Annotated in this window: 12 protein-coding genes; 5 read left to right on the top strand and 7 right to left on the bottom strand. The window is 63.9% G+C overall.

What is annotated here, in order from left to right:
* The first annotated feature begins 70 nt into the window (after nt 1-70).
* Both HNO53_RS12340 and HNO53_RS12335 read left to right on the top strand, forming a co-directional pair.
* A complete protein-coding gene (locus HNO53_RS12340; RefSeq protein ID WP_209472463.1) occupies nt 71-478 on the top strand; it encodes a ketosteroid isomerase-related protein in 408 nt (135 codons plus the stop codon).
* Between the two features lie 37 nt (nt 479-515).
* Nucleotides 516-1,430, top strand: coding sequence for a carbon-nitrogen hydrolase family protein (locus tag HNO53_RS12335; RefSeq protein ID WP_209472461.1), 915 nt, complete (start codon nt 516-518; stop codon nt 1,428-1,430).
* A gap of 38 nt (nt 1,431-1,468) precedes the next feature.
* Here HNO53_RS12335 and HNO53_RS12330 read toward each other — a convergent pair whose 3' ends face one another.
* The 6 genes from HNO53_RS12330 to metG all read right to left on the bottom strand — a co-directional run bounded on the left by HNO53_RS12330 (nt 1,469) and on the right by metG (nt 8,792).
* Nucleotides 1,469-2,212: a YdcF family protein gene (locus HNO53_RS12330; protein WP_209472459.1), complete on the bottom strand. Its 744-nt coding sequence runs from the start codon at nt 2,210-2,212 to the stop codon at nt 1,469-1,471.
* A 13-nt stretch (nt 2,213-2,225) separates the two neighbouring features.
* A complete protein-coding gene (locus tag HNO53_RS12325) occupies nt 2,226-3,287 on the bottom strand; it encodes a carboxysome shell carbonic anhydrase domain-containg protein (protein ID WP_209472457.1) in 1,062 nt (353 codons plus the stop codon).
* Between the two features lie 113 nt (nt 3,288-3,400).
* Nucleotides 3,401-4,039: an endonuclease III gene (nth, locus tag HNO53_RS12320; protein WP_209472455.1), complete on the bottom strand. Its 639-nt coding sequence runs from the start codon at nt 4,037-4,039 to the stop codon at nt 3,401-3,403.
* Nucleotides 4,040-4,062: 23 nt separating this feature from the next.
* Entirely contained in the window at nt 4,063-4,833 is a 771-nt protein-coding gene (locus HNO53_RS12315; protein ID WP_209472453.1) for an RnfABCDGE type electron transport complex subunit B, read from the bottom strand.
* 102 nt (nt 4,834-4,935) lie between these two features.
* Nucleotides 4,936-6,522 (bottom strand): sensor domain-containing diguanylate cyclase, encoded by a 1,587-nt coding sequence (locus tag HNO53_RS12310; RefSeq protein WP_209472451.1) that lies wholly within the window; start codon nt 6,520-6,522, stop codon nt 4,936-4,938.
* 227 nt (nt 6,523-6,749) lie between these two features.
* Entirely contained in the window at nt 6,750-8,792 is a 2,043-nt protein-coding gene (gene metG, locus HNO53_RS12305; protein ID WP_209472449.1) for a methionine--tRNA ligase, read from the bottom strand.
* A 167-nt stretch (nt 8,793-8,959) separates the two neighbouring features.
* Here metG and HNO53_RS12300 point away from each other — a divergent pair, with 167 nt between their 5' ends.
* The 3 genes from HNO53_RS12300 (at nt 8,960) to HNO53_RS12290 (ending at nt 12,494) form a co-directional block, all read left to right on the top strand.
* Nucleotides 8,960-9,532: a DUF421 domain-containing protein gene (locus tag HNO53_RS12300; RefSeq protein ID WP_209472447.1), complete on the top strand. Its 573-nt coding sequence runs from the start codon at nt 8,960-8,962 to the stop codon at nt 9,530-9,532.
* A 131-nt stretch (nt 9,533-9,663) separates the two neighbouring features.
* On the top strand, nt 9,664-9,933 hold the full coding sequence (locus tag HNO53_RS12295) for a hypothetical protein (RefSeq protein ID WP_209472445.1): 270 nt from the start codon (nt 9,664-9,666) through the stop codon (nt 9,931-9,933).
* 185 nt (nt 9,934-10,118) lie between these two features.
* Nucleotides 10,119-12,494 (top strand): DNA polymerase II, encoded by a 2,376-nt coding sequence (locus HNO53_RS12290; protein WP_242597412.1) that lies wholly within the window; start codon nt 10,119-10,121, stop codon nt 12,492-12,494.
* Between the two features lie 35 nt (nt 12,495-12,529).
* Here the strand turns inward: HNO53_RS12290 and HNO53_RS12285 are convergent, their stop codons facing one another.
* Nucleotides 12,530-15,751: a transglycosylase domain-containing protein gene (locus HNO53_RS12285; protein WP_242597411.1), complete on the bottom strand. Its 3,222-nt coding sequence runs from the start codon at nt 15,749-15,751 to the stop codon at nt 12,530-12,532.
* Nucleotides 15,752-15,873: the final 122 nt, after the last annotated feature.

The following is a 15,873-nucleotide window of genomic DNA, read 5'->3' as shown; positions in this document are numbered from 1 at the left end:
AGCAGGCTAACGCCGTCGGGCCGGGGCGTTTACACTTGCGCCCCTCGAACCCAGCCAGGAGAGCCTGTCCATGTCCGATAGCGTGCAACTGATCCAGCGATACTACGATGCCTTCAATCGCGGCGACTGGGACGCCATGCTCGACTGTCTCGATCCCGAAGTGGCGCACGACCTGAACCAGGGGCCGCGGGAGACGGGGCGTGACGTCTTTCGTCAGTTCCTGGCGCGCATGGATCGCAGCTACGTGGAGCGACTGGAAGACGTCGTGCTCATGCCTACCGCCGACGGTCGACGAGTCGCCGCAGAATACGTCGTCCACGGCGAGTACCGCATCACCGACGAGGGGCTTCCGCCGGCCAAGGGGCAGCGCTACGTGCTGCCGGGCGGCGCCTTCTTCGAGGTGGCGAATGATCGGATCACGCGCGTGACCAACTACTACAACCTGGAGGAGTGGCTGCGTCAGGTGGCCCAGGCGTGAGAACGACCGAGACCAGGAACATGAGGGAGGAGTAGCGATGCGCGTGGCCGTGGCCAAATATCCCATCGGCATGCCGGCAAGCTTCGACGATTTCGCCCGGCGCCAGGAAGCCTGCCTGAGGCAGGCGCGCGAGCTGGGTGCCCGGATCGCGGTCTTGCCCGAATACCTGAGCCTTGAACTCGCGGCCGGCTTTTCGCCCGAGGTGCACGGCGACCTTGCGGCCTCGCTGGCCGCCCTTCAAGCATGGCGAGGCGCCTGGTGCGAGCTCTATGGCCGCTTGGCGCGGAAGCTCGACATGTACCTGGTGCCAGGCACCTTCCTGCTCGATGTGGGCAGCGGGCGCTACCGCAACCGGGCCGACTGGTTCGCCCCGAACGGCGTTCATGGCTGGCAGGACAAGCTGCAGCTCACCGGCTACGAGAAGCAGAGCGGCATCATCGAACCGGGTGACGCGCTGCACGGCTTCGACTGCGACGGTCATCGGGTCGGCATCGCGGTCTGCTATGACGTGGAGTTCCCGCTACCGGTACGCGCCCAGTTCGAGGCGGGCATACGCCTGCTACTGGTGCCCAGTTGCACCGACACCGCTGCCGGTGCGACCCGTGTGAGGATTGGTTGTCTCGCCCGTGCGCTCGAGAATCGCTTCTTCGTGGCCCAGGCGGTGACCGCCGGTGAGGCGCCATGGAGCCCGGCGCTCGACGTCAACACCGGCGAGGCGACCCTCTACGCGCCGATGGATCACGGCTTTCCTGCCGACGGGATACTCGCCGCCACCCAGGGCGATGCGCTGTGGGCCTGCCATGAGGTCGACGTGGCCAGGCTGGAACTCAGTCGCGCACAGGCTCAGGTGGACAATGACCGTGACTGGCCAAACCAGCTCGTCACCACGTTGCAACACTGGCCCGAGGGTCCAGATGTCGTGGCGCCGCGGTGCGAGCCAGCATCGGCGTGAGGTGATCCCTACTTGCGTTCCGTGCTACAGGCCGCAACCTATGGCAGAAGTTGATGAAGCGCCTGGCCGGCACGCCCCAGCCACTCGTTCAGCGCTCGCGTACTCTGGTTGAGGTGATAGGCGCGTGGCAGCCAGGCCGCCAGCCCCTCGGGCGGAGGGCTGGCGAACTCGGTGGGCGCGGGGATCACTTTCAGGCCCTGGGCCTCGAATTCCGCCACGGCCCGGGGGAGATGCCAGGCCTGCGAGACCAAGGCTATCCGTTCTATGCCATCGGCACGCAGCCTCTCGGCGCTGAAGCGGGCATTCTCAGCGGTGTTGCGGCTTTCCTCCTCCCGCCAGCGTACGGGCACGTCGAAGACGTCGCGCAGCGCGGCTGCCATCAGGCTTGCCTCGGCGGCTTGCTCGCCATGACGCCGTCCTCCGCTGACTAGCAGCGGTAGGTCGCTCTGGCGATGCAGATGAACACCATAGGCCAGTCGGCGCCAGGTGGGGTTCGCCGGCGCGTCGCCCCAGCCGAATTCAGGGGCATCGTAGTCCCGACCACCACCCAGGATGACGATCGCTTCGGCGCTTTCCAACTGGCTGCGCGTCGGGGTTGCGTAAGGTTCCAGCCCCTGACGCAGGGTATGGCTGACCATCGGCGTGGCGAGCAGCAGCAGGCCGAACAGGCCCACCACGATCAGCAGGGCGCCGAGGAAGCGCTTGGGGCTGAGCCATAGTCCCAGCAGTACCAGCAATACGTTGAGCGCGGGTGGCAGCAAAAAGATCTTCAGCAGCGTCATCGTGGCGATCCGGTCAAGCGTGATAGAGGAGCTCCAGCCGGCGGCTGGGCCAGTGGACGACGGCGGTGCGCAATGTCATGCGGTCTGCCAGCGCGGGATGCTCCCGGGCGATGACCTGGGCGGCGAACTCGGCGAGGAAACAGGATTTCAGCTCGGCGCGGGCGCGATCCACGCCGACCGCTTCGTAGGGGGTCGAGGCCAGCAGCAGGAAACCGTCGTCGCGGATGCGTCCCGCCTTCATATTGCCGGCGATGATCGCCGCGGCGGTGCCGATGGGGCCGGAAAGGTCGGGGCTGTAGGGGCCGACGATCAGCGCGGTATTGGGCAGGTGCAGGAAATCGAAGCCGCGACCGACGCAGATCACCCACTCGCGATGCTCGATGCCGAGTTCGCGATCGGTCCCGCGCAGCGAATCGACGTGCTGCAGGTTGCCTTTCAACAGCGGCAGCAGATCGCGGCGAATGTCGACCGGCATGTCGGGGCACAGATTGGCGAGGCGGCGTTCGAGGTCGTCTTCGGCATCTGCCGCGAGTTCGCTGATGTCGAGCGTGGCGTCGTCGGCACCATGCACGATGAGCGCGTCGGTGTCGGTTTCGAAGCCGCATACCAGCGGATAAACATGGCGATGGTCGCGGCCGAAGATACGCTCTGCCTGGCGGCGTATCTCGCGGGCATGCGCCAGAGCGGCATGCGTGTCGCAGGCAAAGCCGGCACAGCCGCGCAGTTTTTCGCCGCGGGAGAAGTGGTAGGTGATGATCAACAGTACGCCGTTGCCGCGTCGTACGGCGCTTTCGACGGTCTCGGTGAGGATCTCGCCGAGATAAGGCCAACCCAGGTTGAAGATGCCACCGAGGTTGCGAAACGGAGTGATGATACCCAACGGCGTGCGCGTGGCATGGGGGAGGTGGAGACGACCATCCATGCACTTCATGGCCAGTATCCGTGTGGGATGGTTGGCCAGGTAGCGCTCACGGGCCAGCCAGGCCGAGGGACTGCAGAAAGTGTCGGCATGCTCTCGCGAAAGGGCGAGCAGCGCTTCGATGCGCTCTTCGATGGGGCGGTCGTGCAATGGCATGCATCCGGCTCTGGTTATTGTTATCTATCCGGCATCGTCCATGACTGTACCGTTATATGCAAAACCCCCATTAGTCGCATTTTCAGTTCGAAATTCGCTTAGCCAATACCGGCTTATGTGATATCCACCTTTTCCTTGTATTCGCAGAGATCCTCGATCACGCAACTGCCGCAGCGTGGCCGGCGCGCCACGCAGGTGTAGCGGCCATGCAGGATCAGCCAATGATGGGCATCGCGGCGAAACTCCCGAGGCACGTGGCGCAGCAGTTTCTGTTCGACCTCGTCGACGTTCTTGCCGGGTGCCAGGCGGGTGCGGTTGGCCACACGGAAGATGTGCGTGTCCACGGCGATGGTGGGCTCGCCGAAGGCGGTGTTGAGAATCACGTTGGCAGTCTTGCGCCCTACGCCGGGCAGCGCCTCGAGTTCGGCGCGAGTGCGCGGCACCTCGCCGCCATGCCGTTCGACCAGGATGCGGCAGGTCTTCATCAGGTTCTCGGCCTTGGTGTTGTAGAGCCCGATGGTCTTGATGTGCTCCTTGAGCGCTTCGAGGCCGAGGTCGATGACGGCCTGGGGCGTATTGGCCGCAGGAAACAGCCGAGCAGTGGCCTTGTTGACCCCGACATCGGTGGCCTGGGCGGAGAGCAGCACGGCGGTGAGCAACTCGAACGGCGTGTTCCAGTTCAGTTCCGTGGTCGGCTCGGGGTTGTGAGCGCGCAGGCGGGAAAAGATCTCGTAGCGTTTCTGTGCATTCATGCGTGGGCTCGTGGTGAGGGTGCTCACTGCGGATCGGATGTCAGGGAGGCGCGAGCCTCCTCCAGCAGAGCGGTGGCGCGTTCGAGCTGCACTTCGGCCAGGCGGCAGGCTTCGCTGTCATGGCATCGCTGGGCGTGCTCGAACTGCTGGCGAGCTCTGCGTACCGCCTGTTCGGCTGCCTTCATGGCCATCTGGCGCTGGCGCTGTGGTGCTGGGCCGCCACGCGAACCGCGTGACCGTTGCTGGATCATACGGCGCTGCCGCTCCAGGCGCTTCTCCCGTTCCAGGCGCTTCTCCCGCTCCAGGCGCGCCCGGTGCCGCTGCCGGCCCAGTCGTGCCCGACGATCCAGGTAGTCCTGGCGTTCGGCCTCGTCATTGGCCGCCTGCCACTCGGGATGGGGAATCAGATCGATGCAGTCGACGGGGCAGGGTGCCACGCACAGCTCGCAGCCGGTGCACTCGGAGGTGATCACGCTGTGCATCCGCTTGCTGGCCCCCAGAATGGCGTCCACCGGGCACGCTTGAATGCACTTGGTGCAGCCGATGCATTCTGCTTCGCGGATGACGGCCGCCAGCGGTGTTTGAGCCGGTTGCTCGAGTGCCTCGATCTGCCGCCCGGTCAGCTCGGCGAGGCGTACGACGGTTTCGTCACCGCCGGGCGGGCAGCGGTTGATCGGCTCGCCCGCCACGATGGCCTCGGCGTAAGGCCGGCAACCTGGGTGACCGCACTTCCCGCATTGGGTCTGTGGCAGCAGCGCGTCGATGGCGTCGATCAAAGTGCTGTGGCCCGTCACGTCGTCTCCTGTTGGGGGCAGGGAGTGCCAGAGATAGCTGGCAGTCGGCCATTATACGCTGCAGGACCTAAGTGGGCATACCGACCGGCCCGTTGCCGCACCTCAGCGCTCGAGGGGGCTGAGCGGCTCGCCGACACGATAGGCTTCCACGCGGTTGCGCCCCTCCGTCTTGGCCTGGTACATGGCCTGGTCGGCGGCTCGCATGATGTCGTACGGCGTCGACAGGTCCGCTCGGTGCGCGGCGACGCCAATGCTGACGGTGACGCTGGAACGGGTCGGGGAGATCTCGTGGGGAAGGTTAAGCTCGTCGACGGCACGGAGCAGCGCTTCGGCATGGGCGAGGGCCGCCTCCAGCGATGTTCCGGGGAGCAGCACGCTGAACTCCTCGCCGCCGGTGCGTGCCAGCAGGAAACCGTGGGCGCTGAGCATCTGGTCCATGCGCTGTGCCAGGGTAATCAGGCAGGCATCGCCCGCCTGGTGTCCATAGTGGTCGTTGTAGAGCTTGAAATGGTCGATGTCGATCATCATGGCGGCGGCACGGGGTGTAGGGCCAGGGCGGCTCAATGCCTGGGCAAAACGCTCGTCGAAAAGACGGCGGTTGGCGACGCCCGTCAGGGGATCGTGTTGACTCAGTTCGCGCAGCTGCTCGGATTGCCTGTTCTGATGCTCCAACAGGCTGCGGAACTCCCGCGACAGGGTGCCGATCTCGTCGCGGCGCGTCACCAAGCGATCGGGCATGTCGGGCGCCACTGCCTCATGGTGAAGGCGCTGGGTGTAGTGGGTGAACTGGCGCAGCGGCAAAAGCACCATGCGTTCGAGCAGCCACAGCACGATCAGCAGCGTGACGATCAGCACGCCACCGGTCCAGTAGAGGGCGAAGCGGAAGGTTTCGAGGCTTGCCTGATAGCGCTGTCGGGGCAACACGGCCTCGATGCGCACGGCGCGACCCGGCGGCAGGGCCGAGATGAGACGATGCGCTGCCATGTGCGTCGGTGAGATGCGCTCCAGCTGCTGGACGGGGCCCTCCTGTTCAGTCACGGGAGTCAATTCCAGTTGGATGCCGGTGGTGTCGCGCAACTGCTCGATCCAGGAGGCGTCGAGTGGGCGAACCATGGCCAGCCAGCCGGCGGCCGAGGACTCCTCGCGGCTCTGATGAATCGGTGACAGGGCCGCCATGCCGAGCTCGGCACGGGACAGCAGCCAAGTGTCGGTGGCATCGTCCGGCTTGCGTTCGATATGACGGCCGAGGAAGGCTACGGCCGGTGTCGCCCAGTCGCAGGGAGCTTCTACCCCCGGGCATGAAGTAAATTCGCCTTCTGCGTCGAAACCAACGACCCAGTGAGCCTCGAGGTCGGCATCGAGAAAGAGCATCATCTCGAGAGCGAGAGTCTCGAGGGTATCCTCGTAGAGGTTCGAGTCGACGTATTCCGGCCGTTTCCCGCTAACGAAGTCATAGGAATCGTCCCAGTAGGCCCAGTCCTCCACCAGGCGGCGCATATGGTTGAGTTCGCTGTCCAGCGCACGCTCGGCCCGATCGAGTTCGGCGCCGGCAAAGCTCTCCTCGTCTTCCAGCAGGATCGGCATGATCTGGTAGCGAGCGACCAGGACCAGGGCCAGCAACGCCAAGCACAGCACGCCACACAATGACAGCAGGAATCGGTTACGCAACGAATGGAGCCTTGTCGTCATCGAGGCATGCCTGTTTGTGTGCCGTCACCGCGGACGTCAGGTGTCGGCACCGGTGTAGGTGATCGCTTACAAGAACTATCGGCTTGGTATTACAAAACTTAAATGAGCTGAGAATTCTAATCTACAAATACCCACCCACTCCCAATACAGATCAAGTATTGGCGGTTCGCGCTCCTTGGAAAGAAAAGCGCGGCCGAAGCCGCGCTGATTAACTGTCACGAGGCTGTCTACCTGACGCGCTGGCCGGGTTCAGCCCCCGAATCCGGCGACAGCAGATAGATACCGTCGTTGTCTCCCGCTGCCAGTACCATGCCTTCGGAGAGGCCGAAGCGCATCTTGCGCGGTGCCAGGTTGGCCACCATGACCGTCAGACGCCCCTCCAGAGCCTCGGGGGCATAAGCCGAGCGGATACCGGCGAAGACGTTGCGCGTCTCGCCGCCCAGGTCGAGGGTCAACTGAAGCAGCTTGTCGGCACCTTCGACGTACTCGGCCTTGGCGATGCGGGCGATGCGCAGGTCGACCTTGGCGAAATCGTCGAAGGCGATCGTCTCAGCGATGGGATCGTCGGCAAGCGGCCCCTTGACCGCCTCCTTGAGCTTCTGTTCTTCCACCAGGTCCTCCTTCGATGCCTCGATCATGGCATCGATCTTCTCCCGCTCGACGCGGGTCATCAATGGCTTGAATTTGGCAATCTCATGCGCGAGCAGCACGTCGTGACGGCTTTCCCAGTCGAGTGACTCCAACTGCAGGAAACGGCGTGATTGCTGGGCCATGGCCGGGACGATCGGGGCAAGATAGACCATCAGCTGGCGGAACAGGTTGATCCCCACCGAGCAGATCTCCAGCACCTCCTGCTCGCGACCCTCCTGCTTGGCCAGCACCCAGGGTTCCTTGTCGGCAATGTAGGTGTTGGCCTCGTCGGCCAGCTCCATGATCTTGCGCACCGCACGGCCGAACTCACGGGCCTCGAAGTCCTCGGCGATGTCGTCACCGGCGGCGATGAAGCGAGCGACCAGTTCCGGCTCGGCACAGTGCGACGAGAGCACGCCGTCCCCCAGCTTCTTGACGAACCCGGCACAGCGACTGGCGATATTGACGACCTTGCCGACGAGGTCGGCGTTCACCCGAGCGGCGAAGTCCTCGAGGTTGAGGTCCAGGTCGTCGACCCGCGAGGTGAGCTTGGCAGCGAAGTAGTAGCGCAGGTATTCGGGGTTGAGGTGCTCGGCGTAGGTCGCTGCCTTGATGAAGGTCCCGCGGGACTTCGACATCTTGGCGCCATTGACGGTCACGAAGCCGTGGCAGTTCACCGCCGTGGGCGTGCGGAAGTCAGCGCCGTGCAGCATGGCCGGCCAGAACAGGGCGTGGAAGTAGACGATGTCCTTGCCGATGAAGTGGTACACCTCGGCCTCGGAGTCCTTTTGCCAGTAGGTGTCGAAGTCGAGGCCGGTGCGGTCGCACAGGTTCTTGAAGCTGGCCAGGTAGCCGATCGGCGCATCCAGCCAGACGTAGAAATACTTGCCGGGGGCGTCGGGGATCTCGAAGCCGAAGTAGGGTGCGTCGCGGGAGATGTCCCACTCGTTGAGCCCCGATTCGAACCACTCCTGCAGCTTGTTGCCGATCTGCGTCTGCACGTGGCCGCCGCGGGTCCACTGCTTGAGGAAGTCGGCGAAGTCCGGCAGCTTGAAGAAGTAGTGGGTGGAGCTGCGCACCTCGGGCGTGGCGCCGGAAATGGCCGATACGGGGTCGATCAGTTCCGCCGGCGTATAGGTGGCGCCGCACGCTTCGCAGTTGTCGCCGTACTGGTCGGGTGTCTTGCACTTGGGGCAGGTGCCCTTGATGAAGCGGTCGGCCAGGAACAGACCCTTGACAGGGTCGTACATCTGCTCGATGTCGCGGGTGGCGATATGGCCACGGTCGCGTAGGCGGGTATAGATCAGCTCGCTGAAGTGGCGGTTCTCCTCGGAGTGGGTCGAGTGATAGTTGTCGAAGGCCACGCCGAAGGTGGCGAAATCCGCCTGGTGCTCCTTCGAGACGCGCTCGATCAGCGCCTCGGAGCTGATCCCTTCCTGCTCGGCGCGCAGCATGATGGCAGTGCCGTGGGCATCGTCGGCGCACACGTAGTGGCACTCATGGCCGCGGCTCTTCTGGAAGCGCACCCAGATATCGGTCTGGATGTACTCCAGCAGATGGCCAAGGTGGATCGAGCCGTTGGCGTAGGGCAGGGCGCTGGTGACCAGGATCTTGCGCGGGGCGCTGGTGGAGTTCGACATATCGGCTCTGGAATTCCCAAGAAAAACAGGCTTTCGATTGTATCCCTGTTGGCGCGTCCCTGCATCCGATGGCAGGCAAAGGCACCCGAAGTCATCGAGGCCTTGCCCGGTGCACTACGCTATGGCCAGACATGGACAGACTCGACAGACACGACAAGGAGGCAGGCTTGGACCCGATATTCTTCGATCAATGGCAGGCTCTGTTGCGCACGGCCGTACTTGGCGTGCTGGGCTATGCGGGGCTGGTGTTCCTGCTGCGTATTTCCGGTCGGCGCACGCTATCGAAGATGAATGCCTTCGACCTGGTCGTCACCGTCGCGCTGGGCTCGGTGCTGGCCACAGTCATGCTCAGCAAGGACGTGACCCTGGCGCAGGGCATCCTGGCCTTCGCGCTGCTCATAGGCATGCAGTATGTGGTGACCTGGGCGAGCGTGCGCCATCGCTGGGTCCGGCAACTGGTCACCGGTGAGCCGGCGCTGCTGTTCTACCGTGGCTGTTACCTGCCTGATGCCATGCGCAGGGCGCGTGTTACCGAGGAAGAAGTGCGTGCGGCGATGCGGGCTGCCGGCACGGCCGAGCTCGCCGCCATCGCGGCCGTGGTCCTCGAGACCGACGGCTCGTTCAGCGTGGTGAAGGGGGAAAACCGCTCTGAAGTACCCAGTCTCGCCGGGGTGAAAGTGCCCGGAGCCCGGCCCGGCGAGCCGATCGGAGCCGACCGCAAGGGGCCGCCGGAACGCTGATGGATGCGATCGGCTGCCTGCTTCGTTACAATAGAAATGGATGAATCCAAGGATGGGTTCCGTACACGACTCACGCATCGCAGGTTACGCATCATTCCCATAGCCGAACGACCAATGCTGAGGATGATACGATGAAACTGCGACTGACTCTGCCCCTGCTGTTGATTGCCGGCCTGTTGGTGGGCTGTGGCACGAACGCCGTTGCCCCGCGCTATACCAGCTCGAATCCCGACATCATGCGCATCAGCGAAGAGCAACCCGCCAATCCCGAGAAGACCGTCGAGGATCTCGGCTCCTACTGTGTGGAAGTCACCGAAACCTGGAACGCTCACGGCGAAACGCCCAATGGCCAAACCCTGTGGGCCAAGGACACCCAGCGCGCTGTCGTTCCATGTGACTGAAGCCTTGGCCAGGATGACGGACTAGCGGCACTCAGCCCGGCCCATGCCTCGGCATGGGCCGATTTCGTTGAGGTGTCGTTAGCTTGCCCCGCCCCTGGCATCGAGGGAAACGTCTTCGATCGGCGACTTCTCTTGCTCTACTGTATAGAATGACAGGCATGAAGGTGGGATGATGCGAGGCTGTGGTGGAGCAATGGCAGGGGTTCGTGCTGACACGGCACTGGCGGGATACCCCCGCGGGCTGTGAAGTGGGGTTCTGGTTGGCGACCGACGCCGGGCCGCGCTATGTGCGTTTGCCGCCACAGCCTTCGGTGATGTTCCTGCCCGCAGAGCAGCGCGACCAGGCCGAGGTACTGCTGCGTGGCGAGCGCGACGGCGAGCTGCGCCAGTTGAACCTGCGGGATTTTAAACACCGCACCGTAATCGGCCTTTACTGTCGCCAGCATCGCCAGTTGATGAACCTTGCCAAGCGCCTGGGCGATGCCGGCATCGATATCTACGAAGCCGACGTGCGTCCACCGGAGCGCTACCTGATGGAGCGCTTCATTACCGCACCGGTAACGTTTTCCGGACAGGAAGGCGTGGATGGCACTCTGCATGACGCCCAGTTGCGGCCGCAGCGTGGCTATCGCCCTCGGCTCAAGCTGGTCTCGCTGGATATCGAGACCGATGTTCGCGGCGAGCTCTACTCAATCGCGCTCGAGGGCTGCGGCCAGCGCCAGGTCTACATGCTGGGGCCCGCCAACGGTGGGAACGGCGAGGCCGAGCGCAAGCGAGACTTCGCACTGGATTACTGTGCTGACGTTGAAGAGCTGCTGGAAGCACTCAACCGCTGGCTAGCCCGGCACGACCCCGACGCGATCATCGGCTGGAATCTGGTGCAGTTCGACCTGCGCATCCTGCAGCGACACGCAGAACGTCTCGGCGTGCCGCTGCTGCTGGGACGCGGTGGCGAGCCGCTCGGGTGGCGCGCCCATGGCAGCAATCCCAACCACTTCTTCGCCTCGGCCGCCGGGCGGCTGATCATCGACGGCATCGAAGCCCTGCGCCAGGCGACCTGGCGATTCGACTCGTTCAGCCTGGAGAACGTTGCCCGGGAGCTGCTTGGCGAGGGCAAGGCGATCGACAATCCCTACCAGCGCATCGAGGAGATCGATCGCCTGTTCGCTGAAGACAAGCCGGCCCTGGCCCGTTACAACCTCAAGGACTGTGAGTTGGTCAGCCGCATCTTCGCCAAGACCGAGCTCATCGATTTTCTGCTCGAAAGAGCCAGCGTCACCGGGCTGCCGGCCGATCGCAGCGGTGGGTCGGTGGCGGCCTTCTCACATCTTTATCTGCCGCGCATGCACCGGCTGGGGTTCGTGGCGCCGAACCTCGTGGAAGGGCGCGGCGGGGAAGACAGCCCGGGCGGCTTCGTCATGGACTCCCGGCCGGGGCTCTACGACTCGGTGCTGGTGCTCGATTTCAAGAGCCTCTATCCCTCGATCATTCGCACCTTCCTGGTCGATCCGGTCGGCCTGGTGGCGGGCCTGTGCGAGACCGAGGCCCAGACCGTACCGGGCTTTCGCGGCGCACGCTTTTCGCGTACCCGGCACGCGCTGCCCGACATGGTGGAGAGGGTATGGCAAGGACGCGAGGCCGCCAAGCGCGATGGCAATGGACCGCTGTCCCAGGCACTGAAGATCATCATGAACTCGTTCTACGGTGTGCTCGGCTCGCGTGGCTGTCGCTTCTTTGATCCGCGACTGGCCTCGTCGATCACGTTGCGCGGCCACGAAATCATGCGCCGCACCCGTGAGCTGATCGAGGCCGAGGGTTACACGGTGATCTATGGCGACACCGACTCCACCTTTGTCTGGCTGGGGAGTGCCCATGAGGAGGACGACGCCCATGCCATCGGTCGGCACCTGACGGAGCGCGTCAACCGCTGGTGGGCACAACACCTCGACAGTGAACATGGTTTGACGAGTGCGCTTGAGCTGCAGTACGAAACTCATTTTCGGCGCTTTTTGATGCCGACCATTCGCGGGGCCGAGGAGGGCAGCAAGAAGCGGTATGCCGGGCTGGTACGGGATGCCGATGGTGGCGAGCGCGTCGTGTTCAAGGGACTGGAGACGGTACGTGCCGACTGGACGCCGTTGGCAAAGCGCTTCCAGCAGGAGCTGTACCAGCGCATTTTCCTCGGCGAGCCTTTCCGGGACTATGTCCGCGACTACGTCAGCAGAACCCTAGCCGGCGAGTTCGACGAGCGTCTGGTTTACCGCAAGCGCCTGCGCCGCCGGCTCGACGCGTATCGCCGCAACGTGCCGCCCCATGTACGCGCCGCGCGCATGGCCGATGAACTCAATGACCGGCTCGGACGTCCACGGCAATATCAGCACGGCGGCTGGATTCGCTATGTGATTACCGTGGCGGGGCCGGAACCGCTCGAGGCCCACCGCTCCGCGCTCGACTATCAGCACTACCTCTCCCGTCAACTTCAGCCGGTGGCAGATGCTATTCTGCCCTTCGTCGACGCAGACTTTGCCAACCTGATCGATAGGCAACTTGGGTTGTTCTGAGGCACTCATCTTCCTCAGGCCATGACCCCCGGTCCTTAGCGTAGAGCCAGGTCGGAGGGCACGGCAGGAGCGTTGCCCGAGGCATCGGGCGAGCGATCGGCTTCGTCTTCGGCGAAGTGGTATTCACCGCTCGGAGCGGGGCGGCAGGCGCTGTTGCTCGATGAGAGATAGGGGCGCAGGATCGGCTCCATCCCCTTGAGCGCCTGGACTGGCAGCGCCGAAGTGAAGCGGAAGTCGTCCGAAGCGCTGCCGGGAACATAGGCGGTCAGGGTGCCGAAATGGTCCTCGCCGAGATAGAAGACGAAGGTCGCCGTGCGATTGCGTGCCTGGGAGCTGATGACCTGGCCGCCACGGCCCACCGTTTCGATCCGGTTGTTGCCGGTGCCGGTCTTGCCCCCGAGTACCAGTGGCGAACCGTCTTCGAGCGTGAAGCTGCCCTGGAGGCGTCTGGCGGTGCCGCCCTCGACCACTTGCGACAGCGTCTCACGCAGCACCGCGGCCACTTCTGGCGCCATGACGCGCTGGGCTCGACCGCTGGCTGGCAGGAAACGGGTCTCGTAAGGGGTATTGGCGGCGAAGTGCAGCTCGTCGATGCGCAGGGTGGGGAGCCGTACGCCGTCGTTGAGGATGATGCCCATCAGTTCTGCCAATGCCGCCGGGCGATCTCCCGATGAGCCTATGGCAGTGGCCAGCGAAGGCACGAGATGATCGAAGGGGTAGCCCAGGCGCTGCCAGCGCTCGTGGATGTCGCTGAATGCCTCGACCTCGAGCATGGTGCGAATACGCACATCGCGCGCGCTGCGATGTCGGGTCCTGAACAGCCACTGGTAGACCTCCTGGCGCTCGTCTGCGCTGGCGGATGCGGCCTCGCCGAAGTTCGCGTCGGGATAATCGAGCAGATAGCCCAGCAGCCATAGCTCCAGCGGATGTACCTTGGCGATATAGCCCTGATCGGTAAGTGAATAGTTTCCCGGCGCATAGCGCTCGTAGAGCGTATCGATTTCGCGCTCGCTAAGGCGGCTGGCGTCGGGTAGCCAGGCGATGAGAAAAGCGGCGAAATTGTCGAGGTTGGCCTCGGGAAACAGGTAGCGATGGACGGCAGCCAGTCGTGGCGCCGAGATATTGAGCCCTTCGAGAAAAGTGACGAGCCGCTGGTCGGTATCGAGGTGGTGATACTTGCGCCAGAACCGCTGCAGGTAGGTGCGCCCCTCGCGATCGGCGAACAGGCGCAGGTACTCCATGCGCCGGGGGTCGCTGTCGTCCTCCAGCAGTTGGCTGCGAGGTTCGCTACCGTGGGTACTGTAGCGCACGAGATCACGCATCAGGCGGATGAAGGGCAGGTTGAGCGACTCGCGCATGGCTTCGGCCAGGGTCGGGTTGCGCCCGTTGTCTTCGCGACGGAAGTTGTTGAACGTATGGCGCCCGCCGCCGGTGAAGAAAGCCTCCGCCGGGCTTGCCGAATAGCGACGCTCCATGGCCATGTTCAATAGCTCGGCGAGCGCCAGCTCGGGGTTCTCGATGAGCCGGTCCAGTACCCAGCGGCTGAGCACGTCCTGGCGATCGATTTCGACCGCACGTAGCGCTTCGCGACTGCTCCCCGAGTGCCGTGCGTGCAGCTCGGCGATCACTTCCAGGTAGGTGGCCAGTACCCTCAATTTGGCGGTCGAACCGAGCTCGAGCTTGCTGCCCTGGTTGATGTCGAACGGCTGGTCGGTATTGTCGGTCTGCACGCGAACCACGAATCCCTCTTCGCTGCGTTCGAACAATGTAAAGCTGTAGCGTACGTCCTGTGTTCGCTCCGCTGTGAGCAAGCGATCTCCCAGCAGGCCGACCTCACCGGCAAACTCGGGATCGGCCAAGCGATGCAAGTAGTGGGTCACTTCCCGTTGCAGCCCGGCATCGAGGGTGGTGCGAGCGCTGAGGTCGAGGCGGTCGAGGTCGTAGAGCGACATGCCCAGCATGCCGCTCAGGCGCTGGCGCGAGACCTGGAGCGCCTTGTCGGCTTCCACGCTCAGGTCAAAAGGAGTCTCGTCGTAATCGCGAAACGTCAGGCGTTGAGCCAGCGCCTCCTGGGCGAGCGCATCTGCTACCACGCCTTCCTGACGCAGCAGTCGCAGGTAGCTGTCGGTCAGATCCTCCAGAGCCACCCGACCGCCGGTGAGATACCACGAGGGGCGCCGCTGCGCGATCATGAGGGCCACGACCTGGCGCAGGGCAAGCCCCTGTTCGGCGCGCTCTTCGACTTCATCGAAGCCGACGCCAAGACGACGATTGAAGGCATCGAAATCGGTCCCGAACCAGACCCACAGCCCGTCGCCGACACCATGTACCTCGCCATAGCCGGGGGCTGCCGAGAGCGGCACGGTATTGAGGTAGTCGAGCGCCACGTCCTGGCGAGCGGTCAAGGTCTGAGGACCGTCACGGTAGCTGCGTACGCTTGCCGAGATCATCTGGCGCAGCTTCTCCCGAGGGGAGTAAGTCAAGCCCTGGGGGGAGTGGCGATACTTTTCCAACTGCGTGGCGAGTGTGCTGCCGCCTGCTGCCTGTCCGGGCAGATCCAGTGCCCGGCCAACCTGGGACAAAGCCGCCTTGGTGAAGCGCGGCCAATCGACGGCTGGGTTGGCGTAAGGCGTACTCTCGTCCAGCAGCTGGCGGTTCTCGATGAACAGCAGGGTCTGCAGAACGATCGGAGGAATGCTGTCGAAACTGGCGTACTGGCGCTGAGGGTGCCGGAACCGGTAGAGGGTGTCGCCCCGGCACTCCTCGATGGTCAGTCCTGCCTGGGTCTTTTCCGTATAGGGAGGGAAGAAACCTCGGCGGGTATAGTCGAGCAGGGCAGGCGTGAAATGGGCTTGCTCGATGACATCATAGCCACGTGACAGCAGGCGTGCTTCCAGTTTCGGCAGATGCGTATAGCCCAGGCGCTGGTCGAAAGGACCGTGGCTGGGGAATTGGATGCGGTTGCTGCTACCGGGCTCCAGCGTGTAGCGCAGAGTGGCGGCATAGCGCGAGATTTCCTGAGCCTGGAAGTGCGATGTCTTGGCTTCGGCAACCAGCAGAGTGGCAAGTGATATCCCGAACAGCAGTAGCAGGATGCCCAGGCCCAGGTAGAGATAGCGGTGAGACGGCTGATCCTGAGGAGCCGGAGCGAGTCTCGGTTCCTGAATGAAGGGCGAGCGCGTCTCGAGCGACTCGCCACTGTCGCGCCACGCCACGGTAGACGAAGTCCGGCGTGACGAAGCCCTGCGAACCCCCATGCGTCACCCCCACCGACCGCGACCTGTTAATTTCGTTTTAGCTCAGTCCAGCGGGGCAATAAAGTGGCTGCTAAAAAAGAATTTGTAACAGGGACGGCCAGCGGGCGAGTCCATGTGCCAAG

It is taken from the genome of Billgrantia antri, assembly GCF_017868935.1.
GTDB classification, from domain to species: Bacteria; Pseudomonadota; Gammaproteobacteria; order Pseudomonadales; family Halomonadaceae; genus Halomonas; species Halomonas antri.
This window is presented reverse-complemented; position numbering and strand designations above follow the sequence as displayed.

Excerpts from the sequence above, each read along its gene's own strand:
- HNO53_RS12340 (WP_209472463.1), top strand. The coding sequence starts at position 71 with ATGTCCGATAGCGTGCAACTGATCCAGCGATACTACGATGCCTTCAAT.
- HNO53_RS12335 (WP_209472461.1), top strand. The coding sequence starts at position 516 with ATGCGCGTGGCCGTGGCCAAATATCCCATCGGCATGCCGGCAAGCTTC.
- HNO53_RS12330 (WP_209472459.1), bottom strand. The coding sequence starts at position 2,212 with ATGACGCTGCTGAAGATCTTTTTGCTGCCACCCGCGCTCAACGTATTG.
- HNO53_RS12325 (WP_209472457.1), bottom strand. The coding sequence starts at position 3,287 with ATGCCATTGCACGACCGCCCCATCGAAGAGCGCATCGAAGCGCTGCTC.
- nth (WP_209472455.1), bottom strand. The coding sequence starts at position 4,039 with ATGAATGCACAGAAACGCTACGAGATCTTTTCCCGCCTGCGCGCTCAC.
- HNO53_RS12310 (WP_209472451.1), bottom strand. The coding sequence starts at position 6,522 with ATGACGACAAGGCTCCATTCGTTGCGTAACCGATTCCTGCTGTCATTG.
- metG (WP_209472449.1), bottom strand. The coding sequence starts at position 8,792 with ATGTCGAACTCCACCAGCGCCCCGCGCAAGATCCTGGTCACCAGCGCC.
- HNO53_RS12295 (WP_209472445.1), top strand. The coding sequence starts at position 9,664 with ATGAAACTGCGACTGACTCTGCCCCTGCTGTTGATTGCCGGCCTGTTG.
- HNO53_RS12285 (WP_242597411.1), bottom strand. The coding sequence starts at position 15,751 with ATGGGGGTTCGCAGGGCTTCGTCACGCCGGACTTCGTCTACCGTGGCG.